Origin of the sequence: Nocardia jinanensis, assembly GCF_014645735.1 — a bacterium.
Taxonomy (GTDB): Bacteria; Actinomycetota; Actinomycetes; order Mycobacteriales; family Mycobacteriaceae; genus Nocardia; species Nocardia jinanensis.
On the sequence record NZ_BMMH01000031.1, the window covers coordinates 1 to 25,398 of the forward strand.

The 25,398-nt window shown below is 67.4% G+C and carries 29 protein-coding genes and 1 pseudogene; 16 read left to right on the top strand and 14 right to left on the bottom strand.

Features of this window, described 5'->3' with window-relative positions:
• Positions 1–343 precede the first annotated feature (343 nt).
• The 4 genes from IEY68_RS32675 to purH all read left to right on the top strand — a co-directional run bounded on the left by IEY68_RS32675 (position 344) and on the right by purH (position 5,244).
• The gene (locus IEY68_RS32675) at positions 344–1,264 is read left to right on the top strand and encodes a DUF5336 domain-containing protein (RefSeq protein WP_058854598.1); all 921 of its coding nucleotides are present in this window, start codon (positions 344–346) and stop codon (positions 1,262–1,264) included.
• A 67-nt stretch (positions 1,265–1,331) separates the two neighbouring features.
• Positions 1,332–2,897 (top strand): cell division protein PerM, encoded by a 1,566-nt coding sequence (locus IEY68_RS32680; protein ID WP_058854597.1) that lies wholly within the window; start codon positions 1,332–1,334, stop codon positions 2,895–2,897.
• Between the two features lie 140 nt (positions 2,898–3,037).
• A complete protein-coding gene (gene purN, locus IEY68_RS32685; RefSeq protein ID WP_058854596.1) occupies positions 3,038–3,685 on the top strand; it encodes a phosphoribosylglycinamide formyltransferase in 648 nt (215 codons plus the stop codon).
• Positions 3,682–5,244, top strand: a complete 1,563-nt coding sequence (gene purH / locus IEY68_RS32690; protein ID WP_058854595.1) for a bifunctional phosphoribosylaminoimidazolecarboxamide formyltransferase/IMP cyclohydrolase — start codon at positions 3,682–3,684, stop codon at positions 5,242–5,244. Before purN ends, purH begins: the two co-directional genes overlap by 4 nt.
• A gap of 207 nt (positions 5,245–5,451) precedes the next feature.
• Here the strand turns inward: purH and IEY68_RS32695 are convergent, their stop codons facing one another.
• From IEY68_RS32695 to rpmB, 8 genes are all read right to left on the bottom strand, one after another.
• Positions 5,452–5,727 carry a hypothetical protein gene (locus tag IEY68_RS32695; protein WP_156426145.1) on the bottom strand — a complete coding sequence of 92 codons (276 nt, stop codon included), beginning with the start codon at positions 5,725–5,727 and terminating at the stop codon, positions 5,452–5,454.
• Positions 5,728–5,801: 74 nt separating this feature from the next.
• Entirely contained in the window at positions 5,802–6,044 is a 243-nt protein-coding gene (locus IEY68_RS32700; protein WP_058854593.1) for a hypothetical protein, read from the bottom strand.
• Between the two features lie 244 nt (positions 6,045–6,288).
• Positions 6,289–6,522, bottom strand: a complete 234-nt coding sequence (locus tag IEY68_RS32705; protein ID WP_058854592.1) for a hypothetical protein — start codon at positions 6,520–6,522, stop codon at positions 6,289–6,291.
• 155 nt (positions 6,523–6,677) lie between these two features.
• A complete protein-coding gene (locus IEY68_RS32710) occupies positions 6,678–7,148 on the bottom strand; it encodes a hypothetical protein (protein ID WP_058854591.1) in 471 nt (156 codons plus the stop codon).
• 126 nt (positions 7,149–7,274) lie between these two features.
• Positions 7,275–7,529: a 30S ribosomal protein S18 gene (gene rpsR / locus IEY68_RS32715; RefSeq protein ID WP_058854590.1), complete on the bottom strand. Its 255-nt coding sequence runs from the start codon at positions 7,527–7,529 to the stop codon at positions 7,275–7,277.
• 33 nt (positions 7,530–7,562) lie between these two features.
• Positions 7,563–7,868: a 30S ribosomal protein S14 gene (gene rpsN, locus IEY68_RS32720; RefSeq protein ID WP_058854589.1), complete on the bottom strand. Its 306-nt coding sequence runs from the start codon at positions 7,866–7,868 to the stop codon at positions 7,563–7,565.
• Positions 7,868–8,038: a 50S ribosomal protein L33 gene (rpmG, locus tag IEY68_RS32725; RefSeq protein ID WP_058854588.1), complete on the bottom strand. Its 171-nt coding sequence runs from the start codon at positions 8,036–8,038 to the stop codon at positions 7,868–7,870. The genes rpsN and rpmG overlap by 1 nt, the downstream gene beginning before the upstream one ends.
• A gap of 7 nt (positions 8,039–8,045) precedes the next feature.
• Positions 8,046–8,282, bottom strand: coding sequence for a 50S ribosomal protein L28 (rpmB, locus tag IEY68_RS32730; protein ID WP_058854587.1), 237 nt, complete (start codon positions 8,280–8,282; stop codon positions 8,046–8,048).
• Between the two features lie 110 nt (positions 8,283–8,392).
• Between rpmB and mrf the strand changes: the two genes are divergently transcribed.
• From mrf to rpmF, 3 genes are read left to right on the top strand one after another with little or no spacing between them, the layout of a single operon-like run.
• The gene (gene mrf, locus IEY68_RS32735; RefSeq protein WP_373293044.1) at positions 8,393–9,742 is read left to right on the top strand and encodes a ribosome hibernation factor-recruiting GTPase MRF; all 1,350 of its coding nucleotides are present in this window, start codon (positions 8,393–8,395) and stop codon (positions 9,740–9,742) included.
• Complete coding sequence (locus IEY68_RS32740; protein WP_058854586.1) at positions 9,742–10,011, top strand: type B 50S ribosomal protein L31; 270 nt, start codon at positions 9,742–9,744, stop codon at positions 10,009–10,011. Before mrf ends, IEY68_RS32740 begins: the two co-directional genes overlap by 1 nt.
• Before the next feature lies 1 nt (position 10,012).
• Positions 10,013–10,186, top strand: a complete 174-nt coding sequence (rpmF, locus tag IEY68_RS32745) for a 50S ribosomal protein L32 (protein ID WP_058854585.1) — start codon at positions 10,013–10,015, stop codon at positions 10,184–10,186.
• Positions 10,187–10,422: 236 nt separating this feature from the next.
• Here the strand turns inward: rpmF and IEY68_RS32750 are convergent, their stop codons facing one another.
• The 6 genes and pseudogenes from IEY68_RS32750 to IEY68_RS32775 all read right to left on the bottom strand — a co-directional run bounded on the left by IEY68_RS32750 (position 10,423) and on the right by IEY68_RS32775 (position 16,034).
• Complete coding sequence (locus IEY68_RS32750; RefSeq protein WP_058854584.1) at positions 10,423–10,800, bottom strand: hypothetical protein; 378 nt, start codon at positions 10,798–10,800, stop codon at positions 10,423–10,425.
• Positions 10,801–10,805: 5 nt separating this feature from the next.
• Positions 10,806–11,714, bottom strand: a complete 909-nt coding sequence (locus IEY68_RS32755; RefSeq protein WP_189094625.1) for an MHYT domain-containing protein — start codon at positions 11,712–11,714, stop codon at positions 10,806–10,808.
• Positions 11,707–12,339, bottom strand: coding sequence for a GTP-binding protein (locus IEY68_RS32760; protein WP_058854583.1), 633 nt, complete (start codon positions 12,337–12,339; stop codon positions 11,707–11,709). The genes IEY68_RS32755 and IEY68_RS32760 overlap by 8 nt, the downstream gene beginning before the upstream one ends.
• A pseudogene (locus tag IEY68_RS32765) lies at positions 12,320–12,664 on the bottom strand (DUF742 domain-containing protein); the annotation flags it as partial. The pseudogene IEY68_RS32765 and the gene IEY68_RS32760, both read right to left, overlap by 20 nt.
• Before the next feature lie 170 nt (positions 12,665–12,834).
• A complete protein-coding gene (locus IEY68_RS32770) occupies positions 12,835–13,242 on the bottom strand; it encodes a roadblock/LC7 domain-containing protein (protein WP_058854582.1) in 408 nt (135 codons plus the stop codon).
• Positions 13,239–16,034, bottom strand: coding sequence for a HAMP domain-containing sensor histidine kinase (locus tag IEY68_RS32775; RefSeq protein ID WP_063000197.1), 2,796 nt, complete (start codon positions 16,032–16,034; stop codon positions 13,239–13,241). The genes IEY68_RS32770 and IEY68_RS32775 overlap by 4 nt, the downstream gene beginning before the upstream one ends.
• 452 nt (positions 16,035–16,486) lie before the next feature.
• Between IEY68_RS32775 and IEY68_RS32780 the strand changes: the two genes are divergently transcribed.
• From IEY68_RS32780 to IEY68_RS32820, 9 genes are all read left to right on the top strand, one after another.
• Positions 16,487–17,173, top strand: a complete 687-nt coding sequence (locus IEY68_RS32780) for a response regulator transcription factor (RefSeq protein ID WP_058854580.1) — start codon at positions 16,487–16,489, stop codon at positions 17,171–17,173.
• Positions 17,174–17,262: 89 nt separating this feature from the next.
• Positions 17,263–18,699 carry a HAMP domain-containing sensor histidine kinase gene (locus tag IEY68_RS32785; protein ID WP_229719187.1) on the top strand — a complete coding sequence of 479 codons (1,437 nt, stop codon included), beginning with the start codon at positions 17,263–17,265 and terminating at the stop codon, positions 18,697–18,699.
• A 693-nt stretch (positions 18,700–19,392) separates the two neighbouring features.
• Positions 19,393–20,817: a S1C family serine protease gene (locus IEY68_RS32790; protein ID WP_082681300.1), complete on the top strand. Its 1,425-nt coding sequence runs from the start codon at positions 19,393–19,395 to the stop codon at positions 20,815–20,817.
• Positions 20,817–21,371: a MogA/MoaB family molybdenum cofactor biosynthesis protein gene (locus IEY68_RS32795; protein ID WP_058854578.1), complete on the top strand. Its 555-nt coding sequence runs from the start codon at positions 20,817–20,819 to the stop codon at positions 21,369–21,371. The genes IEY68_RS32790 and IEY68_RS32795 overlap by 1 nt, the downstream gene beginning before the upstream one ends.
• Positions 21,372–21,386: 15 nt before the next feature.
• A complete protein-coding gene (locus IEY68_RS32800) occupies positions 21,387–21,584 on the top strand; it encodes a hypothetical protein (RefSeq protein WP_058854577.1) in 198 nt (65 codons plus the stop codon).
• Between the two features lie 546 nt (positions 21,585–22,130).
• On the top strand, positions 22,131–22,805 hold the full coding sequence (locus IEY68_RS32805; protein WP_058854576.1) for an MspA family porin: 675 nt from the start codon (positions 22,131–22,133) through the stop codon (positions 22,803–22,805).
• An 82-nt stretch (positions 22,806–22,887) separates the two neighbouring features.
• Positions 22,888–23,553 (top strand): MspA family porin, encoded by a 666-nt coding sequence (locus IEY68_RS32810; RefSeq protein ID WP_058854575.1) that lies wholly within the window; start codon positions 22,888–22,890, stop codon positions 23,551–23,553.
• A 319-nt stretch (positions 23,554–23,872) separates the two neighbouring features.
• Positions 23,873–24,547: an MspA family porin gene (locus IEY68_RS32815; protein ID WP_058854608.1), complete on the top strand. Its 675-nt coding sequence runs from the start codon at positions 23,873–23,875 to the stop codon at positions 24,545–24,547.
• A 72-nt stretch (positions 24,548–24,619) separates the two neighbouring features.
• Entirely contained in the window at positions 24,620–25,288 is a 669-nt protein-coding gene (locus IEY68_RS32820; RefSeq protein WP_058854574.1) for an MspA family porin, read from the top strand.
• The last annotated feature ends 110 nt before the right edge of the window (positions 25,289–25,398 follow it).

The window sequence follows — 25,398 nt, forward strand, 5'->3', positions numbered from 1 at the left end:
TCCTCAATGGTCGCCGATCTATGGACGGCCGACCGCACGTCGCACGTCACACCTCGCACGCGATCGGTCGCTGCGCTCCTTCGCTCTGTCGCTCCAGAACCGGGGCGGGCCCTGCCCACGGATGGCGACCATCCGGCGGTAAGTGAAGGGGGCAAGCAAGTCGGAGGTTGGTGGTGTGCCACACCTGAACGGCGAGGCCGAGGGGGCCTCGACCCCGCGACGCCGCAGGCGGCGCCAAAAAACACAGCCGCATCCTTCGGTGATGACCTGTGCGCGCGCGTGCAGTAGCGTCAAAGGGAATTCAGCCGTCAAGTACGTATTACTCGACCTAGGAGATGACGACATGTCATACCCGACCGGGGGCTCCGGGTACAACGCACCCGTTCCGCCCTCCGTTCCGCCCAATCCCGGCCAGCAGGCGGCCGGTGGTGCGAGTACCGCTGAGGCCGGCGGGAAAGGACTGCCGTTCTTCCTGACCATCGGTGTCGCCGCGGTCGGCGTGATCGCCTTCCTGCTCGGCTTCCTGTCCTATGTGGGTGCCGATACCGATATGGATCTGCCGTCCTCGGCCGATACCAGCCTGAATCTGTTCGAGTACCAGGAAGCCACGATCGGCGGACTGCTGCTGATCGCCGCGCTGCTCGCGGGGCTTTCGCTGCTGCCGAAGCAGAACTGGGTCGGCGCGGCGGCCGCGGTGGCGGCCGGAACCTTCATCACTATCCTGTTCCAGCTGTTCAGCCTGCCCGAGGGCGCCAAGGCCGAGATCGGGCTCTACCTGATCCTGGTTCTCGCGCTGGTGCAGACGGGTCTGGCAGTGGCGGTCGTACTGTTCGACGCCGGAATCCTGACCCCGCCGGCGGCTCGCCCGGCCGCGTCGTCCGGATTCCCCGGCGGCCAGCAGGGTTACGGTCAGCAGCAGTACCAGGGCCAGCAGGGTTACGGGCAGCAGCAGGGCTACGGCCAGCAGTACAGCAGTGGCCAGCAGCAGCAGCCGGGCTACGGTCAGCAGCCGGCCTACGGTCAGCAGCCGGGCTACGGCCAGCAGCAGCAACAGCAGGCCTACGGTCAGCAGCCGCAGCAGTCGCCGTATGCCGGTGGCCAGCAGCAGGCCTCGCCCTATGGGCAGCAGCCGCAGCAGCAGGCCTACGGTCAGCCGCAGCAGCAGCCGGGTCAGCCGGCGGCCCAGCCGTTCGGTGGCGAGCAGCCCTCCGATCCGGCCGCCGATGCCACCCGTGCGTTCCGGCAGTCCGACGACCAGAAGTGATCATCGGCAGCACCCGGCGCGGCGCGCCTGAAGCGTCCGCGCCGGGGCGGCTGCCACTCTGAAATCCATGAGCTCCCCGCGTACCTCGTCGAACCACTCGCTCCGGGGCGCGCGCAAGAGTTCGGCGCGTTCCGGCGATGAGCCGGGCTTTCTCTCACTGCCACCCGATCGCGCCAGGGTGCTCCTCTTCGTTGCCTTCCGGCCCGCGGCCTTCGCATTGGCGGCCATCGTCGTCACCATGCTGGCGACCCTTTTCACCGCGGGAAGCGATCTCACCGGTCTCAGCGGCGCGGTGGCCGCGGGCTGGCTCGCTGTCCATCAGGTGCCGCTGCTCATCGGTACCACCACGGTGGGCCTGCTACCGGTGCTTCCGACGGCGCTGCTGCTGGGGGCGGCGGCCCGGGAAGCGGTCGCCGCCACCGATACCGAACCTACCCGGGCCGAACTGGGCTGGTTGTGCGGTGCGGCCGTGGGCGGTCCGCTGCTGATCACGGCGGTATGCCTGGCGGTCACCGAGGACGCGTCGGGATCTATTGCCCTGCAACGTCCCAACCCGCTGACCGCCTTCGGTTGGGTACTGCTCCTACAGCTGACGGCTGTCCTGTGCGGGATCGCCTTCCGTTGCCGGGAAAGGATATTCGAGGGTCTGCCCTACGACGTGATCGCCGCCGCGTACGTGGCGAGCCGGGCGGTGCTGCGATTGCTCGCCGCCGCGGCGATCCTGCTGGTACTGGCTCTCTTGGTGAGCTGGTCGCGGGTCGGTGAGACCTATGGCTCCACAGACGGGTTCGTGGACGTGCTGGGACTCACCCTGCTTTCGCTGCTGTACCTGCCCAACGCGGTGGTGGCCGGTGTGGGAATGCTGGTGGGCCCGGGAGTTCAGTTCGGTGATGCGTCGATCGGGGTGTTCACGGTAGTCGGCGGACCGATTCCGGCGGTCCCGGTTCTGGCCGCGGTGCCGACGGGGCCGGCGGTACTCTGGTGGGCCGTTCTACTGCTGGTCCCGGCCGCCGTGGGTGTGTACGGGGGCGTGGAATCGGCCCGCGTGAGCTACGACCGTCCCGGTGCCCCCTGGGCTCTGCTCGCCGCCGCGGGGCTCGGGAGCGCGGCTCTCACCGCCCTGGCCGCGTTGTCCGGGGGCGAGCTCGGTAACTTCGGCCGGCTGGGCGTCGAACTGCCCGTGTTCGCTCTCGCGGTGTTCGCCTGGCTGGCGATCCCCGGCTACGCGGGCCTGCTGTTCGCGCGGACATTCGTGGTCTCGTTCCCCACACCGCTGATGCGCCATCCCGACGCGCTCTTCGACCCCGACGAGGCCGACTACGACGAGGAGTACTACGCGGACCGGGCCGATACCGTCCGCGCCCCGGCGGACCGTGCGCTTCCGTTCGGGCGGCTCCCGGAGCTCCCGGGTGATACCGCGGCCGACCCGGCCGACCGCTACGCCGGTCTGCTCGACCACCCGCATGCCGAGCCGCCCGGCCCGGAGCGTCCGCTGGAAGCCGAGGTGATCGAGGAACAGCCGCGCCGATCGGACAGCGGCCCCCTCGCCGCCGCGGATTCGACGCCGGAGATCGTGGACGTCGAAGTGGTCGAACAGGACGTGCCCGACGGCGATACCGGGGACGGCCGCTAGGTAATCCCCCGGCCGGGCGCCCGCTGGGGGAGCTGGAGGGCCGCCGGAGCGCGTCTACTAGGCTCTATCCGTGCCGCGGGTTCGTCCCCGCCGGCGGGTGAGCCCCGCCCGCCGTTCCTTCGAACTCCAGGAGTAGAGCCCTGACCGCCCCGGAACCCACCGATTCCACCCCGGCCGGACTGGTCGTACTCGCCTCGGGGACCGGCTCGCTGCTGCGCGCGCTGATCGAGGCCGCGGCGGACCCCGCGTATCCGGCCCGGATCCGTGCGGTGGGTGTGGACCGGGAGTGTGCCGCTGTCGAGTACGCCGAAGCGGCGGGCATCCCCACCTTCCGTGCCGCGATCGGTGATCACGCCGACCGCGCCGCCTGGGATAGCGCGCTCACCGAGGCAGTGGCCGGGTACTCGCCCGATCTGGTGGTCTGCGCTGGATTCATGAAGTTGCTGGGGCCGGAGTTCCTGGATCGTTTCGGCGGCCGGATCATCAACACCCATCCCGCCCTGCTGCCCGCGTTCCCCGGTGCGCACGGGGTGCGGGACGCGCTGGCCTACGGGGTCCGGGTCACCGGGACCACGGTGCATCTGGTCGATTCCGGTGTGGACACCGGACCGATCCTGGCCCAGGAAGCCGTCCGGGTCGATCCGGCGGACGACGAGGCAGACCTGCACGAGCGCATCAAAGTCGTGGAGCGACGGTTACTGGTCGAGGTTGTCGCGGCCGTCGCGACCCGCGGAATTGTCTCCGATGGACGAAAGGCAGTTATCCCTGATGAGCGAGTTCTCCGGTGAGTGAACGTACGCCGATCCGCCGGGCGCTGGTGAGCGTCTACGACAAGACCGGGCTCGTGGAGTTGGCGACCGCCCTGCACGGGGCCGGAGTGGAACTGGTATCCACCGGGTCCACGGCGGCACGGATCGCGGACGCCGGTGTGCCCGTGACCAAGGTCGAGGACTTGACCGGTTTCCCGGAAACTCTGGACGGCCGGGTCAAGACGCTGCATCCGCGGGTACACGCGGGCATCCTGGCCGATACCCGCAAGGCCGAACATCTCGCTCAGCTCACCGAACTGGGTATCGAGGCCTTCCAGCTGGTGGTGGTCAACCTCTACCCGTTCAGTGAGACCGTCGCCAGTGGTGCGAGCCCGGACGAGTGCGTCGAGCAGATCGATATCGGCGGACCGTCGATGGTGCGCGCCGCGGCCAAGAATCATCCGTCGGTGGCCGTGGTGGTGAACACCGGTGACTACGACGACGTGCGCAAGGCCGTGTCCGACGGCGGTTTCACGCTGTCGGAGCGTATCGCGCTGGCCGCCAAGGCCTTCCAGCACACCGCGAGCTATGACGTGGCGGTGGCGAATTGGATGTCGTCGGCGCTGGTCGAGAAAACCTCCGACGACGCGGAGTTCCCGTCCTGGGTCGGGGCGGTCTGGGATCGTTCGGCCGTGCTGCGCTACGGCGAGAATCCGCATCAGCGGGCCGCTCTGTACACCGACGGGGACGGCGGTCGCGGCCTGGCGCGGGCGCAACAGTTGCACGGCAAGGAGATGTCGTACAACAACTACACCGATGCCGATGCCGCCCACCGCGCCGCCTATGACCACGCGGCTCCCGCGGTCGCGATCATCAAGCACGCCAACCCCTGCGGTATCGCCACGGGCGAGGATATCGCCGAGGCGCATCGCAAGGCGCACGCCTGCGACCCGGTGAGCGCCTACGGCGGCGTCATCGCGACCAACCGCGAGGTCTCGGTGGCGATGGCCCAGCAGGTGGCCGAGATCTTCACCGAGGTGATCGTGGCGCCCGCCTACGCCGACGGTGCCGTGGAGGTGCTGCAGCGCAAGAAGAACATCCGGATCCTGATCGCCGAAGCGCCCGCGCCGACGGGTGCCGAGCACCGTCCGGTGAGTGGCGGGCTGCTGGTGCAGGAGCGCGATGTGATCGACGCCGACGGTGACGATCCGGCGAACTGGACGCTCGCGGTCGGTGAACCCGCGGACGCGGCGACACTCGCCGACCTCGAATTCGCCTGGCGCGCCTGCCGGGCCGTGAAATCCAACGCCATTCTGCTGGCGCAGGACGGCGCCTCGGTGGGTGTCGGTATGGGCCAGGTCAACCGGGTCGACTCGGTGCGGCTCGCCGTGCAGCGGGCCGGTGATCGTGCGGCGGGTTCGGTCGCGGCCTCGGACGCGTACTTCCCGTTCCCGGACGGCCCGCAGCTGCTCCTGGACGCGGGTATCCGGGCGATCGTCCAGCCGGGTGGCTCGGTGCGCGATCAGGACACCATCGACGCGGCGCGCGCGGCCGGGGTGACCATGTACTTCACCGGGTCCCGGCACTTCGCCCACTGAATCGGCAGACGCGGCAAACGCCGTATGGCCCCTCGATCGCTGTGAAACGAGGGGCCATACGGCGCGCGGGCCGGCTACTCCGAAGAACTCTCATCCGCGAACCGCCGCGGCGACCGGAACTCACACACCGGCACCGTCGAGAAACCGGCAGCACGTGGGTAGACAAGAATTCTGGTGCCCTGGTGCGTGCGGTTCATCAAAGAGGCCTCAGCACAAAACGGGGCAAGGTCTGGGATCACCGAAAATGATGCCGAGGAGGGCGATCAAGCTGCCGGCCGCCTCGGCCGAACCGCTGGAGATCGGGCCGCCCAGTGAAGATCCACTGGGTTGGTGGCCGACACCGGACCCGGTGGAAGCATCCTGAACTGTGTGCGGTGTGGTGGTGTCGAGCGGTAGTCCGCTCGCGGTCGCGGTCCCGGCAGCGGTCACCGAACCGGCCGCTATCGCCAGCGCGGCAATACTTCCGACCAAAGCTTTCTGCATATTCATGTTCCTTTCTGCGGTTGTGAGCACAACCGGCGGACGTAAGAGACGAGAGGCGCTCCGGGGCGCCGGTGTCAGTCGAGCGTCGGCGGAATGCACAACGGAATCGGCATACACGGATCGGGTGTGCCGGACAGGGTGAAGGTCAACGCGGCGAGCGCTTCTGCTGATCCGGTACCGGCGCCCGGTGCCCGCACCGGGGCGGCGCCGCTGGTGAGTGGTTCCAGTGGTATCCCGGTCCCGGCTGTGGCGTTGCCCGTCACCGAGCCGAGAATCAACGCTGTCGCTGCCGAAGCGGTGACGAGTGCACGTCGCATATCGGTGGGTCCTTTACTCGCCGGCCGCTGTGGCGACCGGAACAACTCCTATCGGCACTGTAGAAAGCCACGGTGGGCGTGGGTAGCCCACAATTGTTGTGGGCTCCTGCGTTCCGATATCCGTTCGGCCGGACCCGGCGCGCTGCGGACTGTCGGGTCGCCATGAGATGTGCCGGTGTCCGATGCGCCTGCTGCGAATCGGGTATCGGCTATCACGCGTTCCGGCGAACCGGTCGGTGCGGCGTCACATGCATCTCGGGGTAGCCCCGCAAGACGAGAAGGTCGCCAGTTCGACGAGGGCCGATCCGCTGAACAACCCCCCGGCGACCTCGCCGCGCGCCGTCTCGGGGCCGGATACCGGAGCGGGAGCGGCCGGTTCGAGTGGCAGTCCCGATTCGGCCGCCGCAGCACCGGCTCCGGCGAACGAGCCGATCGCTATCGCCGTGGCTATCGCTGCGAAACCGAGTTTCTTGCGCATTCCGTGTTCCCTTCGAAGGCTGTGTACGACCATCGCATCGCACGGAAGGATTCTGCGGCCGGACCCATCCGCCGGACAGCCACGACTTGTGGTGCCGGTATTTCTCGGGTCACGAATAGTGGTGCGCCACAGGACGCTCGACCGATTCGCGTCGCTCAGACTGCGCTGAGTACCGTGCGATCGCCGAGCGGACCGGACAGCTGGATCTCCAGGGTGCCGAAAACCGCCATCATCACGCACATCTTGTCGGTGGCGTCGGCGCGAGTGCCCTGCCGGAGCGCCACGGTTACCGAGCCGGCGTCCTCGCTGACCGTGGCGTCCACCCCGTAGCATTCGGGCACGCCGGATTCGAAGTGGACGGCGATCCGATCCGCGGCCACCCGGGTCCACGAGGTGAACGGTAGAGGATGGGCACCCACGAGGGTGGGGTCGGCGGTGAACATCTGCCCGGGATCGGCACCGGGGGCTTCGGTGGGGGCGGCGGGTTCGGTGCTCGGCGCGGGCACCGAAGTCACAGTGGGCGAAGGGCTTGCTTTCGAGGCAGCCGTCTCGTCGTTACCGCACGCGGTGGCCGCGAGGACGGCGCCGAGAGCCAGAATTACCGTGAATCCCCGCAGTGTGACCATGGGCACCACTGTAGTGGGCCCGGATCGGATGGCCGCTGCCACGAGCGGGGGCGGTCGCGCCCGGCGCAGTCGAACGCCCGGACCGCGATCCGCGGTGCCGGGCGTGGGGGAGGAGATGCGATCGGTTCAGCGGCTGGTGAAGGGCAGCAGCGCCATTTCACGCGCGTTCTTCACCGCGACCGCGACCTGGCGCTGCTGCTGCGGGGTCAGGCCGGTGACCCGGCGGCTGCGGATCTTGCCGCGATCGGAGATGAAGGTGCGCAGCAGGTTCACATCTTTGTAGTCGACGGTCTCGATACCCGCGGCGATGAGCGGGTTCTTCTTGGGCCGGCGGGCCTGTTCGGCGCGGACCTTCTTCGACGGGCCTCGTTTGATTGCCATGTGACCGGCTCCTAACTCACGAGATCGGTGGGGTTACCAGCTCGATTTGTGCACACCGGGCAGCTCTCCTCGATGCGCCATCGCACGAACACGCACACGCGAAAGGCCGAACTTCCGGAGATATCCGCGCGGTCGCCCGTCAGCGGTGTCCCGATTGCGCAATCGTACCGGACTGGCGTCCCGGGGCAGTCGGCGCAGGGCGGCCTGCGCGGCCAGGCGCTCGTCCTTCGGGGGGCTGGGTTTCCGGATCGTCTCTTTGAGTTCGGCCCGTCGTTCGGCGTACCGGGCGACGATCACCCGGCGCTGCTCATTCCGGGCGATCTTGGATTTCTTGGCCATCAGCGCTCCTCCCGGAACTCGACGTGGCGACGGACTACAGGGTCGTATTTCCGCAGGACCATGCGGTCGGGGTCGTTACGGCGGTTCTTGCGGGTGACGTAGGTGTATCCGGTGCCCGCGGTCGAGCGGAGTTTGATCACCGGGCGAATATCGGTCGATTTCGATGCCATCGGCCGCTCAGATCCGCATCCCGCGGGCCCGGAGCCGGGCCACTACGGCCTCGATCCCGTCCCGGTCGATGGTCTTGATGCCCTTGGCGGAGACGTCGAGGGTTATCCGGCGGCCTTCGCTGGGCAGGTAATAGGTCTTGCGCTGGATGTTCGGGTTCCAGCGCCGGTTGGTGCGTGTGTGCGAATGCGAAACGGCCTTGCCGAATCCAGGTCTGCGACCGGTGACCTGACAGTGCGCCGACATACGGCTCCTTCCGACGGGGTAACGATGATGACAATCGTTTTCGACAACGACGGATCCACACTGTAGCGTGTGCGCCGTCGTAATTGAAAATCATTACCGAAAGGGTAGTGGTGTCCCATTCCGCACAACTCCCAGAAGACATCGCCTCCGGTGACCGTCGTACGCCCGTCGTGGTGGTCGCGGGCCTGCACGGTGATCCGGCCGGTTCCGCCGGCCTCGTCGCGGGCGCGCTCGGCGCGGCCGCGGGCACGGTGGTGGTATGCCATGACCTGGCCGAACTCGGAGAGGGAATCGTGCGCCGTACCGTCCACCACGGCGGCACGGTGACGGTTTCGGTGCACGAACTCGCACACGGCTGTGTCTCGTGCACGCTGAAGGCGGACCTCCTGCCGCTGCTGTGCACCCTCGCGGCCCGCGATTCGGTGGACCGGATCGTGCTCGCCCTGGATCCGGCCATCGAAGCGGAGTCGGTATGTCAGGGGATCGCCGAGGTGGTCGTCGCCGGTGTCGTCGGCCGGGTCGACGGCCCGGCCGCCCGTGACGTCCGCGTCGCAGCCGTCCTCACCGGTCTCGACGCGCGTACGTGGCTCGCGTCGGCGACCGGAGACGAGGCGCTGGACGAACTCGGCTGGGCGTGGGCCGACGACGACCGCACGATCGCCCAGCTGGCGGTCGGGCAGGTCGACTTCGCCGACGCCCTGGTGATCACCGGAAGCGAGGCCGTGGACCCCCTGGAACGGGCCCGTCTCGGAGCGGTCCTGGCCCGGCTGGTTCCACTCGCCCCGGCGCTGTGGGCCCCGGCGGAGGCGGCGATCACGCCGGATGCGGTCGAGAACTTGCTGAGGCGTATTCCGGCCGGGTCACGTCGTGGGCGGGTTTTCGACGCGCATGCCCCGCTGCTGCGCGGTCAGCCGCCGCTCGGCCCGGAATGCGGTGTGGAACTGGTCGAATTCGCCTCGCGCCGGCCCTTTCACCCCGAACGCCTGCATCAGGCGCTGGATGCCCTGCTCGAGGGCGTGGTCACCGCGCGCGGGCGGGTATGGCTGGCGACCCAGCCCGATGAGGTCGTCCGGCTGGAGTCCGCCGGCGGTGGACTGCGGATCGGCGGTGCGGGCCGCTGGGTGGCGGCCATGACGCCCGACGAGCGCGCCGAGGTGGAGCCGGAACGGTCGGCTATGGCCGGGTTGCGCTGGGACGACCGCTTCGGTGACCGCGACAGCTCGCTGGTCGTGCTGGTCCACACCGCCGACCCGGACGAGATCCGGGCGGCGCTGGACCGGGCCCTGGTCGACGACGCCGAACTGAGACTGGTGGAGCGGGCACCGCGGCAGGTGGCCCGCTGGCCCGATCCCTTCGGTGAACGGCATACCGATCCGTGCGATCCGGAAGAACCGCATCCGGCCGCCACCGGCGAGGGCCGGGGCGGCGATACGGGCGAGCGCGCCCGGAAGGAGAAGTGATGAAAGCCGATATCCATCCCGACTACCACCCGGTGGTCTTCGAGGACGCGAGTACCGGGACCCGGTTCCTGACTCGTTCCACGGTCACCGGTGAGCAGACTGTCACCTGGACCGACGGTAATACCTATCCGCTGCTGGTGGTCGACGTCACCGCCGACTCCCACCCCTTCTGGACCGGCGCGCAACGCCTGCTCGATACCCAGGGCCGGGTGGAGAAATTCGAACGCAAATACGGCAAACGTGCCGTCCGGTCCCGGAAGGAGCACTGAGATGGCGGTACCCAAGCGGCGGATGTCGCGGTCCAATACCCGTAGCCGCCGGTCGAACTGGAAGGCGACGCCGCCGGACCTGGTCCCGGTCACGGTGGACGGTGTGGTGCACAGGGTGCCGCGGCGCCTGGTCGGGGCGGTCCGGCGCGGCCTGCTGGATCCGAAACGCCGGTGAGATGTCAGGCCCCCTAGATGCGAAAAAAGGGCGGGGGCAGGCTCATCCGACAGCGAAGTGGGGCGGGCGAAACTGTTCAAGCTAATGTTCGGCAACTATGATCATGGCCTTCACCTCGTGATATCGCATGCTGTGCGATTGCGGGCCGATGACGGGTGGGATGCCGCTCTTCCGGACCGGCGTGCGGTGATCTGCGAAAAAACTTGCCGGACTACTGCTTCACCGGTCCGTACCGATTATCCTCGTGCGTGAGGGCGGGTCTCCCAGAGATGGGAGACCCGCTCATCGCCACTTCCGAGGGCTTTCGCCCCGGTCTCCGCGGGTAGTTCTGCCTGCTCACGCGTATCGCATTCCGCCGAAAGCGCCTGCGCCATATCGCCCACCTGTCGCAGTAGCGCCAGGGCGAGCGCGGCCGGAAGCAGCAGCAGCGAAACCGGCCACGGCAGTTCGACCCGTTCGGGCTGATCCGCCCGGGCCGCGAGATCGGCCACCGTGGCTTCCATTTCGCTGATCTCCACCCGGAGCTCGGCCACCTCGGAGCGCAATCCGCGCATCTGCGCCCACAGTTCGCGCAGCAGCTTCTCTTGATCGGACAGCACGGTATCGGCGTCCACCCGGATCAACGCGCTGGTTCGGGCAGGGGCTGAGCCCGTTGCGCAAGCGCGGCCGCCGCGTTGGGCCGAGCGGCCGGCCGGCCCTGCTCGCCAGGTTTCGGTGCCCCGCCGCCCCCGGCCGCGGGATCGCCGCCGGCGGTCCCGGTCGGGCTCACCCGGGGTGTCGGGTCGGGGCGATCCGGGGCCACCAGGACCGCGGTGATCGGAACGGCCAGTGCGAGCAGGCCGACGGCGAACATGGGGAATGCGTAGCCGAACAGTTCCATTCCCTGCGCGAGTTCGGCGTCGGGGTCGAACCGGAACTCCAGGGCGGCGATACCGGTGAAGTAGAAGACCGCCACCCCGGCTCCGAACATCGCGATCGACCCCACCCGGGCCGCCGGGAAACGGAACCGCTGGAACAGGAACACACATAGCGAAGAGGCGGTCACCGCGATCACGATCGCGATCACGAAGAGCCACGGGGTCACCGATACCGAACCCTGGATTTCGACCGAGGCGAGCTGCAGCCACAGCATGATCCCGAAGCCGACTCCGAGCGCGCCGGCCGCGTTCACCATGCGCTTCACCTGGAACTCACGACCGGCCAGCAGCAGCCCGAGGAAGACGGCGGCGACGGAGAACACCAGGGAAAGCGTCAGATCCGAGATGTCGTAGCGCAGGATGCGGCCCGGAATGGATACGCCCAGCAGTGAGACCGTACTGGCCAGCCACACTCCGATACCGCCGATCGAGACGGCGGCGGCGGCGATCCACACCGGCCGGAACCGCACCGAACGACGGCCGTTCACCGCGCAGGCCAGACCCACGAACATCCCGACCGCGGACACCCCGAAGGTGAGCAGGGTCAGCCAGTAGCCCATCGTGAACAGATCGACGGTCTCGACCGTTTCCGCGGCCAGCACCTCAACCATGCCGGGCGACTCCCTCGTATTCCTTGGTCTTCAGGCGGTTGATCGCGTATTCGGTGACGGCGGCCAGTGACTGCCGGACCTCTTTCGCGTCGCGGGCGTCGATATCCACGATCGGTACACCCTCGCGTACCGACAGCGCCTCGCGGAGCTCGGCCATCGCGAACCGCGGTGAGTTCGGGAACCTGTTGACCGCGATCAGGAACGGCAGATTCCGCGCTTCGAAGAAATCGACGGCCGCGAAACTGTCCTCGAGCCGGCGGGCATCGACCAGCACCACCGCGCCGATGGCGCCTCGGATGAGGTCGTCCCACATGAACCAGAACCGGCGCTGGCCCGGGGTGCCGAAAAGGTACAGGGTCAGGTTGCCGGGCAGGATGATACGGCCGAAATCCATTGCGACCGTGGTGGTCTGCTTGTCCGGCGTATCGTCCAGATTGTCGACGCCGTCGGAGAAGCTGGTCACCATGGCCTCGGTGCGCAGCGGCACGATCTCCGATACCGCTCCCACGAAAGTGGTCTTACCCGCGCCGAATCCACCGGCGACGACGATCTTGGTCGACGCGACGCGGGTATCGGTCTCCGCCGCGCCACCACCCTGGGTGTTGCTAAAGGGCTCGGAGTCCACGCAATGTCCTCTCCATCAGCGACCGGCGTTCGTCGTAACTCGCCTGCTCGGTCAAAGTCGAATGCACTCGCAAATTGCCGTCCACAACGAGGTCACCGATGACGACGCGGACCATACCGAGCGAGCGATCGAGATGTGCGGCGATTTCGGCGACCGACAGCTGGTGAGTTCCGAGCCGGAGTATCTCGGCTCGGATGTCACCGGACGGCCAATCGAATTGTGCATGATAGGAGATGGTTTCGATAACCGCCTCCATCGGGAGATCGACTGCCGGCTGGGTCCGGCCGGAGGTGAGGGCGTACGGGCGGACGCGTCCGGCCCGGCGTGGGTTTTTCGGCTGCGCAGGCGCGTCGAACCGATAGGCACCGGTGTTGTACTGCGACGAACCGGGTCCGAAGTTCTGTGCGCCGGGACCGTAATGCTCTGCGCCGGGGCCGAATCCGGGCCCACCGGTGTTGTAATCGGGCATACCTTGGCCGAATTGGGACATGGCGTTCAGACGGTGGATCGGGCAGTTGCGCTGACGACCGAACCCACGCGGTCGACCAGCAGGGCCATCTCGTAGCCGATCCGGCCGATATCGTGCTGCTTGTTGGCGAGTACCGCGATATGAGAGCCGTTGCCGACGCTCATCACCAATAGGTAGCCGCGCTGCATCTCCACGATCGACTGCATCACCTTGCCGCCGTCGAACAACTGGGCCGCACCCGTGGAGAGGCTGGCCAGGCCCGCGGTCACCGCGGCGAGCTGTTCGGCGCGGTCGGCGGGCAGATGGGGGCTGACAGCCTGCAGCAGACCGTCCGCGGAGACCAGGACGGCATGGGAAACACCCGGAACGTCCCGGGTGAATCTGGCGACCAGCCAGTTCAGGTTCTCGTCCGTGCTGCTCTTCGGGTCGGTCATGCAAGCCCTCCGTCATTGTTCTGCGCGTCGGCCCGCCCAGTGCGGACCCCGCTCAGGTGTCTGGTCAGATTGCTCCGGATCTCCGTGGGATCCCGCGGGGCCTCGTCTTCGACGGGGGCCAGCCCACCGGGTACGAGCTGCGCACCCGGCCGGCGGATGGGAAGCCCGTTCGCGGTCTTGGAGTCCGAGCTCGGCCTGGCCGCGTCCTCGGCTGCCAGCCAGCCGATATCGGCGGGAGTGGTCCAGTCCTGGCGCGGCTGCTCCTGCGTGGTTGCCGGCTCGACCAGCCATTCCGACACCATACGCTGGTATATCGGGGTGGGGGTTTCGCCGCCGACCGGTTGCAGCCGCGAGGCGGTGGTCGTGGTCGCCACTGGTTCGTTCCGGCGTGGTTCGGAGCGGCCGAAGGGATCCTCGTAGTCCATACCCGGGCGGCGGATCGGTAGTCCGGAGCGGGCCGTGAGCGCGGGTGGCTCCGGTTCGGTGACCGACCGATGTTCGGTGGGCGCCGGGAAATCGACCGGCGGCGGGAACGATTGGGTCTTGTAGGTTTCCGACCACAATCCGGTCGGCGAATCCTCGGTCGGAGGTGTCTCGGGGACCGGATCGAAAGCTGAGAAGGTGTCTCGGGTTCCGCTTCCGTCCGAGGTGTTCCCGCCCAGCCCCAGCGGGGCGGGCGTGGCCGGGCGGCGTTGCGGCAATCCGGTGGACGTGGTGCCGAAACCGGAGGTCGACGGAGCCTGGGTGAGCGGGCGCACCGGGGGGAGATCGGTCCGCGAGGACCACGAATCCGAGGACGGCAGATCGGGTACCGGCGTCAGCTGCCGCGGGGCGGGCGGCTCCTGGAGCTGCGGCAGGTGCTGTAGATGTGAGGTCTGCTGCAACTGCGGTGGCGATGCCATGGACGGGCCTGCGGTGAGGATGCTCGAATTGTCGGGCCCGGTGTCGGGCGAGACCAGCAGACCCGGCAGGTGCAGGCTGGCGGTGATCCCGGGCTGCTGCGCCATGGTCGACGTACGGCGCAGGCCCACGGTGATCTGATGCCGTTTGGCGAGCCGTCCGACGACGAACAGGCCCATCCGGCGGGCGGTTTCGATATTGATCTCACCACCGGAGGCCAGCCGGGCGTTCGCGGCCTGTAGATCCTCGTTGGCCATACCCAGTCCGCGGTCGGTGATCTCGATGAGGTATCCACCGTCGACCGCGCGGGAGACGGTCACCGCCACCGGCGTATTGGGCGGGGAGTACCGCAGCGCATTGTCGATGACCTCCGCGAGCAGGTGTTCGATATCGACCGCGGGTTCACCGGCGACGACACCATCGGGCACATGTCCGATCTCGACCCGCTGATAGTCCTCGACCTGGGAAACCGCACTCCACAGCATATCCGAGAGCGGGACCGCCTCGAGCTGGCCGCGGCGCAGCGGAGTGCCGGCGATCACGAGCAGGTTGTCACCATTGCGCCGCATCCGGGTGGCGAGATGGTCGAGCCGGAACAGACTCTGCAGCCGCTGCGGATCGTCCTCGTCGTGCTCGAGTTCCTCGATGATACCGAGCTGTTGTTCGACCAGCGATTGGCTGCGCCGGGACAGGGTTTCGAACATATTCCCGATCTGCACGCGCAGACGGGCCTGTTCAGCGGCGAGATTGAGGGCCTGCTGGTGCATTTCGTCGACCGCTCGGGCGAGCTGGCCGATCTCCTCGGTACCGTGGACGCCGACCGGTTCGATCTCCGGGGTATCGGCGCCGCCGCGGACCCGTTCGAGCTCCTCGGGAAGACGCACATGGGCCACTTCGAGTGCGTCCCGGCGCAACCGGCGCACCGGGACGACCAGGGTCCGGGCGACCGCGAGCGCGAGGGTCAGACCACCCAGCAGGGCGGCGATGAGCAGCGCGGTCTCCCGCAGTGCGCTGTTCTGTGCGGAGACGGTCGCATGATGCAGCGCACCGCTGATGGTGGCCGTCAGCTGGTCGGTGGTGACCTGGTAGGCCTGGGAACTGGTGTCGAGGGATTCCAGCGCGGCCGGATCGGTCATCGCGCCCTGGGTGCCCTGGCTGAAGATCGCCAGCCGGGTCTGCACCGCGTCCAGCAGCGGCCGCATATTGCCGGTCACGTCCGGCATGATCTGCCCGTATTGGTGGATCATGGTGAGTTCGGCGCCACCGGAGGTGAGTATCCGGGCCCGCATCGCCGGGTTGTCCTCGGCGGTGGGGGAACTGATCACCAGGCGCTGCGCGGTCAGCGACCGGCGTGCGTTCTGGATGGCGCTCACCTGCAAGAAGTAGCGCTGGATCGAGAGGTCCTCGACGGTGGGCGATTGGGCGAGCGCATTACCGATCCGGACCGCGATCTCGTCGGCCTGGTCGCCGACCATGGCGGGGGAACCGTTGCTGAGTCCGCTGCGCATGGTGCTGCCGAGGGTCAGCGCCGAAGAGAGTTCGCGGGAGACCCCGGGCCGGATCTGATTGGAGTCCAGTGCCCTTTCCAGGGCCTCATGGGCTGTGTCGAACCCGGCGAGGGCCGCGGTGGCCTGCGGTGCCCTGTTGTCGGCCCAGCCGGCGGTCGCTGTCACCGCCAGGTGTTCGGCGGCGGCGTTGTAGCCGACGATGGGTCCGATGATGCGGGACTGCTCGGTCGCGGCCTCGAGTTGTTCCAGGGTGCGCAGCTCGTTGTTGATCCGTAGCACCGCGAAAAGGGTGGCCAGGACGACCGGCAGGACCAGGACGATGCCGACCTTGCGGGTGACCGACCAGTTGGACAGGCTGAATTGCCACGGTCGCGGTGTTTCCATCCGCCTCTGTCGCCTCCGCATCACGATCGACCTCTTTTTGGTGCGTGGCCGTTTCAGTTATGATTCACTGCACACCGAACCAACCGGAGGTCTAGTTTTTACCGATCGGAACATACCGTGCATGTTAGCGGTCGGCAATCGGGGCGTTCAGACGGTTATACCGCGAATAAAGCGGATGGGGAACAGGTTTCGTGGGATATCACAGGTCGGTAATGACTCATCCGGTTATCGGATGAATCGCCTGGTCAAGGCACCTGCGACGTGGAGCGCGCCGATCACATCCGTATTAGGCCGACCGTCCGGTTCCTTCCCGCGACAGGGAAGTTCTGCTCGCTATTCGACGCTCCCACGATCCGGCTCCGGGAAACCGCCGGCGAAACCGGAGGTCAGCGGACTCGCGGCGCGGCGGGCCCTCTCAGTAGCCTCTCAGTCGCGGCCGTCAAACTGGTGTGATGCGGATTCTGGTGGTCGACGACGATCGTGCCGTGCGGGAGTCACTGCGGCGGTCGCTGACCTTCAACGGCTACACCGTCGATCTGGCGGTGGACGGTCTCGACGCACTGGAGAAGGCGACCGCGGAGCGCCCGGACGCGCTGGTGCTCGATGTCATGATGCCCAGACTGGACGGGCTGGAGGTCTGCCGGCGCCTGCGCAGCACCGGTGACGACCTGCCGATCCTCGTGCTGACCGCGCGCGATTCGGTATCCGAACGGGTGGCGGGCCTCGACGCCGGTGCCGACGACTATCTGCCCAAACCGTTCGCCCTGGAAGAACTGCTGGCCCGGCTGCGCGCGCTGCTGCGCCGCCGTACCCCGGATACCGGGGAGATCTCCGAGGCCATGACCTTCGCCGACCTCTCGCTCGACCCGGTCACCCGTGAGGTCGCCCGTGGCTCACGATCCATCTCGCTGACCCGTACCGAGTTCTCCCTGCTCGAAATGCTCATGTCCAACCCGCGCCGGGTACTCACCCGCGGCCGCATCCTCGAAGAGGTGTGGGGCTACGACTTCCCCACCTCCGGTAACGCATTGGAGGTCTATATCGGCTATCTACGCCGGAAAACAGAAGCCGACGGCGAACCCCGGCTCATCCATACGGTGCGCGGGGTCGGGTATGTCCTGCGCGAGACACCTCCGTAAGCGCGGCCATGGCACGCAATTCCCGTTCGGCGGCCGAGAAGCATTCGGTCGCGCCGCTCGGCCGGCCCTGGCCGGACGAGCCGCCGCCCATGCGCCCGCCGACCCCGCTGACCCGCACCGTCTCGTTGCGATGGCGGGTCACCCTGCTGGCCGCCTCGCTGGTGGCGATCTTCGTGGCGATCACCTCGATCGCCGCCTACGCCATGGTCGCCCGTGCCCTCTACGGACAGGTCGACGCGCAGCTGCGGGCCCGTGCCGCGACCATGATCAGCGGCGATATCGACAGCATGGCCTTCCAGTCGCTGGGCGTGGCGACGCTGTTCTCCAACGATATCGGCGTCGCGCTGATCTATCCGCCCGCGAACGCGGAGGCCGATCAGCGGCCGAGCCTGCCCGCCTATATTCCGCCGCAGCCGACCACGCCGCCGATCGGCACCGAGGAGATCGCGGTGGCCCAGGGCAAGCGGGATTCATCGCTGCGCACCTACAACAATCAGCGGGTTCTGGCCGAGCGGATGGATTCCGGCGTCACCCTGATCATCTCGCAGCGCCTGGAGCCGACCCGGGAAGTGCTGGACCGGCTGGCTTGGCTGCTGTTCGCGGTCGGCGCCTGCGGTGTCGTCCTCGCCGCCGGTGCCGGGACGACGGTCGGCCGCACCGGCCTGCGCCCGATCGCCCGGCTCACCGCGGCCACCGAGCGGGTCGCGCGCACCGACGATCTGACTCCCATCCCGGTGACCGGTGACGACGAACTCGCACGGCTCACGGAGAGTTTCAACACTATGCTGCGGGCCCTCACCGAGTCGCGGGACCGGCAGCGGCGGCTGGTCGCCGACGCCGGGCACGAACTGCGCACCCCGCTGACCTCGTTGCGCACGAATATGGAACTGCTCATCGCCTCGAGCCGCCCGGATGCTCCGGCCATCCCCGAAGAGGATATGGCCGAACTGCGTTCGGATGTGGTGGCGCAGATCGAGGAGCTGTCCAACCTGGTCGGCGACCTGGTGGACCTGGCTCGCGAGGACGCTCCGGAAACGGTGTACGAACGGGTCGACCTCGGCGAGGTGACCGAGCGCGCACTGGAACGGGTACGCCGCCGCGGTGCCGTCGGCTTCGCCGCCGAACTGCGGCCCTGGTTCGTCTACGGCCACGAAGCCGCGTTGGAACGCGCGATTCTCAATGTTCTCGACAACGCGGCGAAATGGAACCCGCCCGGCGAACAGGTCCGGGTGCTGATGGCCGAGACCGGCCGCGGGTTGCTGGAATTATCGGTCGATGATGCCGGGCCGGGTATTCCACCCGGCGAACGCGAGCTGGTTTTCGAGCGTTTCTACCGCACCACCGCCTCACGTTCCATGCCCGGATCCGGACTGGGCCTGGCAATTGTGAAACAGGTCGTGACCAAACACGGCGGCACCATCGCGATCGACACCTCCGATCGCGGTGGCGCGCTCATCCGCATCGTATTGCCGGGTGAAAACCCGCCCGTTGAGGAATATCGTGCCGAAAGCGCCGACAGCGAGTAAATCGGCTGAGCTGTAAATATTGTCCGGATTCGGCGGGGTTGCCGAAATTTCGATTGATGTACAGGCCGGTGGTAGCAAGAACAGGGGCGGCGTGCTGGGCGGGCTTGCCGCGGTAATGGTGAGTGCGGGGCATCCCGTCGGATGTGGGTGTGTCGGTGGGGTGGGATGTGGGCGTGCAGGGGAAGGCGGGACGCGCGGGTTGCGTCAGCATTTATGCCCGGGTTGATATGTGGACTCGAACGCTGTGCCGAACAATGCAGGGGCCCACAAGGTCGAGGCGCGCCCTCCCAGCCTTCCTGCACGCTTCCGAAGGCGCCTCGCCCGGCCTGCCTCCGATTCGAGGCACGCGTGCGGTCTCCTGGGTTTCCGGGCTACCGACCGAGGAGCACTTACAGTGCTGTGGGCCTACCGGAGCTGCTCGGGCCGAACCCGCACCCACCTCTCTTCCGTCTTCTCCGGATGGTCCACCTCAGTAGGCGGGGCCCGCCCCGGTTCTGGAGCGACGTAGCGAAGGAGCGCAGCGACTGAGCGCAGGAGTGAAGAACCGGGGTTGATAGGGCCCCGCCCGCCCCGCCGAAGGCGGGGCAAATCAACCCAGCGCCGCCAATAGCACAGCAAATTAATCCAGCTCTCAGTTCGTTCTCAGCAGTGGTCGGCAGGCTGGATATCGGATATGAGCAGAAAAGAGAAACTATGACCGAGGATTTCACCAATCGGCCGGCCGATGCGGAAGCCGGGCCGGTGCCGCCCTCGTCTCCACCGCCGCAGCAGCCGCAGGCGGGCCTGTCGCACGGTCCCGGGCCGGACGGCGGTCGGTCCGTCGTGCCCGGGCAGCCGCCGGTGAGTGGTCCGGCGCCGTTTCCGGGCGGGCCGCAGTTTCCGGTGGGTCGGCCGGGCGATACCGCCGCGTATCCCGTCGCGGGTGGTTCGTTCGGTGGTCCACCGCCCGGTGAGCCGGGGCATTTCTACGCGGCCGCCGCGCCGCCGCCCCCGCGGCGTGGTTCGGTGCGTACCGGCTTGGTGGCCGGGGCTGTCGCATTGGCATTGGTGAGTGGCGGTATCGGCGGTGCGGTGGGTGCCCTGGTCAGCGATTCGGGGGACGGCCCGGCGGTGACCAACGCGCTGGACGCGCCGGTGCCGGAGGTGCGGGACGCGGCGAACGCCCCGGCGGGGTCGACCCAGGCCGTCGCGCAGCAGGTGTTGCCGTCGGTGGTGATGATCGAGGTGGCCAGTAACCGCGGCCAGGGGGAAGGGTCCGGGGTGGTGTTGTCCTCGGACGGTTTGATCCTGACGAACAACCATGTCGCGGCCGGTGGTGGCGCGAACGGCGAAATGTCGGTGACGTTCTCCGACGGCAGTACGGCGCCGGCTTCGCTGGTAGGCGCCGATCCGGTATCGGATCTCGCGGTCATCCGGGTGCGCGGGAAAGCGGATCTGAAACCGATCGAGCTGGGTAGTTCCGCGAATTTGCAGGTCGGTCAGCCGGTGGTGGCGATCGGTTCGCCGTTGGGGCTGGCGGGCACCGTGACCACCGGGATCGTCTCGGCCATGAATCGCCCGGTGTCCACTACGGGGGAGGGCGGTAATGATCCGACCGTGCCGAATCCGGTGATAGACGCGATCCAGACCGATGCCGCGATCAACCCCGGCAATTCCGGTGGTGCGCTGGTAGATGGTCAGGGCCGGCTGATCGGGATCAACACCGCGATCGCGAGCCTGGGTTCGTCGGGCGCGGGTGGTCAGCAGAGCGGTTCCATCGGGCTCGGTTTCGCGATTCCGGTGGATCAGGCGCGGCGGGTCGCCGACGAGTTGATCAAGAGCGGTCATGCCACGTATGCGCAGATCGGGATGACCGTGCAGCGCGACGAGTCGGTGCACGGCGCGCGGATCCTCGATGTGACGCCGAACGGTCCGGCGGCCGCGGCGAAGATTCCGGCCGGTTCGATAGTGACCCGGCTCGACGACCGCACGATCGATTCCGGTGACGCGCTGGTCGCGGCGGTGCGGTCGAAGCAGCCGGGGGACAAGGTGACAGTGACCTATACCGATGAACGAGGCGGTAACACCCGAACGGCCGAGGTGACCTTGGCCGCCGCTGCGGTGGAGGGCGGCCGATGATGCAGAAAGTGGCCGGGGGCGGGCACGCGGCGGTCGGGCTCGGCGCTACGGTGAGCGGTATGGAAATCGATGCTCCTGTTGCCGGTCGCGCACTGGTCGTTGTGGTGGACGATCGAACCGCGCACGGCGGTGAGGATTCGCTGGGCCCGTTGGTCACCGAACTGCTCACCGAGGCGGGGTTCCTCGTCGACGCGTCCGTTTCGGTGGAGGCCGACGAGGTGGCGATCCGGAACGCGTTGAACACCGCGGTCATCGGCGGTGTCGACCTGGTGATCTCCGTCGGCGGTACCGGTATGTCGCCGCGCGATGTGACGCCCGAAGCCACGTCCGAGGTGCTCGACCGGGATCTGCCCGGGATCAGTGAGGCATTGCGGGCCTCGGGCCGGGTAGCCGGTTCGGTGGATGCGGGGCTTTCTCGTGGGCTGGCGGGTATCTCGGGGAGCACCCTGGTGGTGAATCTGCCGGGTACCCGGGCCGCGATCCGCGACGGTATGGCGACGTTGGGGCCGCTGGCGAGCCGGGTGATCGGTGAACTGTCCGGACTGCTGGAATGAGCCGGAGCAAGCGGTATGAGTGAGGGTGAGACCCCTGAGGTCCCCCGCCGGGCACACCGCCGGGCGGGGGACCCGGCGCGTCTGGACCGGGTTTTCGGCGAGGTGCTGCCGTCCACCACGCGGGACGAACGCGACGACGGCTCGGAGTCGGGCACCGATGGCGACGATTGGTTGCGTTCGCAGGTGCCACCGCATCACGGTGGCGCCGGCTGATCCGGAAACATGTTGGCGCATAACACTTTTCGCTTGAACGCGAGGTGAATGCGTTATCTCGGGGGGTTTACAGGGGGGAAGTGAATTTCTTTGAAATTGTCCAGTACCGGAATGGGCGAGTTTATAATGTTCGGCCACTTCTGTTTCGGGTTTACCGGACGATTCTCTTGACGCTTTCTTTGCGGTGAATTTCCGTAGCCGTCGGCCGTGTTCGTCCCGGCCTACCTGTGTTTGTCCGCGAATGTCGCTTCTCCGCAATCTGATGTGACTTGGATCACATTAACGTATAGCGAAAGCAACCTTTGTCCAATCTGTTACCGACCGTTAATCTCGGAACGTCAACCGCCGCAATGGCGGTCCGGTGTGCTCCGTATTGCGGATCTCGCTGGTCGCATTGGCGTGCATTGTCCGATTTGTGGCGTTGCACCGAAATAACAACAGGTCACCTGTAGGTAACAAACAAGCGAAACACTGGGTCGGAGCCGGCGAGTGCTGTGTCCGAGTCTCGTAGGCCACTGCTGTTTGTTCGACATGATGAGGGGAAATATGAGCGAGAACCGCACCGACGTTGTACGTAATGGTGCCAGGATCGCGGGTGTCGGTGCCGCGGCCGCTGTCGCCGTGGGCCTGCTGTCGGTGGGCGCCGCGAATGCCGATGCCTTCGTGGCTCTGCCCGACGGTCAGAAAGCCGGCCCCGGAGTGACCATTGCCCGTACGGGTGAGCATGCCGTCGTTTCGCCCTCCATGGCGGCCAACGGCGCGGGCCGTGTGGTCTGGGTTTCCGGAAACGCCATCGCCGACGTCGCCGTGACGCCCGAAGGTGAACCGGGTCCGAACAACGGCCCGACCGGCGCGGACGGGACCAACAACTCGTCCACGCACGGTGCCTCGCAGCTCAACACCGGCTATCTCGTGGGCTGCCAGGTGAGCATCGGCGAGGATGCGATCGGCCTCGGAGCTTCCGCGGGCCTGTCCCTCGACGGCGGTGGAGTCGGCGGCTCCATCGGCATCGATCTGGGCCCGGGCGAGGTCAAGTTCGTGCAGATCGACTACAAGGACATCACAAAGCCCGGCCGGTACTCGGTGGAGTACCAGGATGCCGAGATCGAGGTCCAGGGTTGCGCGGGTTACGCGCAGGCGCGGTCGTACACAGTGGTCGAGATCATCGGCGACCACTACTCGAAGACCACGCTGTACGGCCAGCCGTTCAGCATCGGCTGAGCCGCCGCGTCCGTCCCCACGTCGCATCGAACCGAACTTCCTCGCGTGATCCGCGAGCTCTCCCTTCGAAGGGTGTAATCCCATGATCAACCGTAAGAATTTGGCGCGCCTGGCCGGTATCGGCGCCGCCACCACCATCGCGCTGGGCCTGTTCTCGACCGGAGCGGCCAGTGCCGACACCTTTGTGCCGCTGCCCGGCGGCGAACTTGTCAAGACGCTGTCCGACGGCACGGTGGTGACCGTGCGCATGGTCGGCGAATCGGCCACCATCAACCCGTCTCTGGGCTCCACCCCGGTGCACCGCAATGCGTGGGCCTCCGGTAGCGCGCAGGTCGAGATCGCCGGCGGCGAGGACGTGGGCGGCAAGATCTACCCGGGTTATGTCGTAGGCTGCCAGGTGAATATCGACGGCGGCGGTGCCGAGGGTGGCGCCAGCGCCGATGTCGATACCGAAGGTGCGGTGAGCCCGAGCGCCGAAACCGGCGGCAATCTCACCGTCGGACCCGGCCAGGCGAAATCGTTCTACGTCCTCGATATCGAGGGGCCGGACGATTTCGGTAGTGAGGATCACGCCACCAACAACAAGTTCGATGGCAACAGTGGTTCGGTGACCTGGTCCGATCAGACCATCGGCCTGAGCGGCTGCGGCGGATACGCGCAGGCGCGGTCGTTCGTCAAGGTCGAGGTGGAAACCGAGAACGTGATCACCTTCGTCACGCTGTGGGGTCAGCCGTTCAGCCTCGGCTGATAGAGGCACGAACCGACATATCGGCACGAATACGGGCTCACCGCAGCTGCGGTGAGCCCGTATTCTGTTCGCGCAGACGGGGACAGCCGGTGTCCCGGGCACGTGCTCCCAGCACCCGTCACTTCCCGGCCACCTGACAATCATCCGAGTGACACACCACGTCGGCGGCACGGTATTCGAGTGTTCACCGGTTGTGTGGTTTCGGGTTCATCTCGCGGCTACAGCCATCCCTCAAGCTCTATGAAGCCTGTTCTCGGGCCGCCCCGACATCGAATCGCTGCGATGCCGGGTGTCGCTGAAAACCTTGATGAGGGGAAATATGAGCAAGAACCGCACCACCGGTCTGCGCTGCGGCGCCCGCGCACTGGGCGCCGGCGCTGTTGCGGCCGTGGCCATGGGCCTGTTCTCGACCGGTGCCGCGAACGCGGATACGTTCGTGCCGCTGCCCGACGGTGAAAAAGCCGGGCCCGGCGTGAAGATCACCCGCACCCATGAGAGCGCGATCGTTTCGCCGTCCCTGGCCGCCAACGGCGCGGGCCGGACCGTCTGGGTCTCGGGCAACGCCACCGCCGACGTTTCGGTGACCCCCGAGGGCGAAGCCGGCCCGAACAACGGCCCGACCGGCGCGGACGGGACCAACAACTCCTCCACGCACGGTGCCTCGCAGCTCAACACCGGCTATATCGTCGGCTGCCAGGTGAGCATCGCCGATGACGCGATCGGCCTGGGCGTGTCCGGCGGCCTCGAGGTCGGCGGCGGCAGCATCGGCGGCTCGATCGGCATCGAACTCGGCCCCGGTGAGGTCAAGTTCGTGCAGGTCGAATACAAGGACATCGAGAAGGCCGGTGTCTACTCCGTCGAATACCAGGATGTGGAAATGGCGATCCAGGGTTGTGCCGGTTACGCGCAGGCCCGGGCCTACACCGTCGTCGAGATCATCGGCGATCACTACTCGAAGACCACCCTCTACGGGCAGCCGTTCAGCATCGGCTGATTCCGGTACCGGTCGAATTCACCCACCACATCTCTCGCTGTCGCGAATTCAACCCCAGAGGGGCACAAACACATGTTCAACCGTAAGAATCTGGCGCGCCTTGCCGGCGTCGGCGCTGCTGCCTCGATGGCGCTGGGCCTGTTCTCCACCGGCGCTGCCAACGCCGATACCTTCATCCCGCTGCCCGGCGGCGAAATCACCAAAACCCTGTCCGACGGCACCGTGGTGACCGTGCGCCTGGTCGGCGAATCCGCCACCATCAGCCCGTCCATGGGCGCCACCCCCATCCATCGCAATGCGTGGGCCTCCGCCAGCGCGCAGGTCGAGATCGCCGGCGGCGAGAAGGTCGGCGGCAAGATCTACCCCGGCTATGTCGTGGGCTGCCAGGTCAACATCGATGGTGGCGGCGCCGAAGGTGGAGCCAGCGCCGATATCGACGGTTCGTCCGGTGAGGTCAGCCCCAGCGGTGAGGTCGGCGGCGACCTGACCCTCGGCCCCGGCCAGGCGAAGTCCTTCTACGTCCTCGATATCGAGAAGCCCGACGACTACGGCGACGAGGACCACGCCACCAACAACAAGTTCAAGGGCAACAGCGGTTCGGTGACCTGGTCCGACCAGACCATCGGCGTCAACGGCTGCGGCGGCTACGCGCAGGCGCGCTCTTTCGTGAGGGTCAAGGTCGAGACCGATCAGGTGATGTCCGTGGTGACCCTGTGGGGTCAGCCGTTCAGCCTCGGCTGATCCGGCCGTACGGCTCATCCGGCCGGGTTCCGGCCCGGCCGGACCCACATCTCGGTGGAGGGACCTGCCGCGTATTCGCGGCAGGTCCCTTCCGTCTGTGCGGCCCGGAC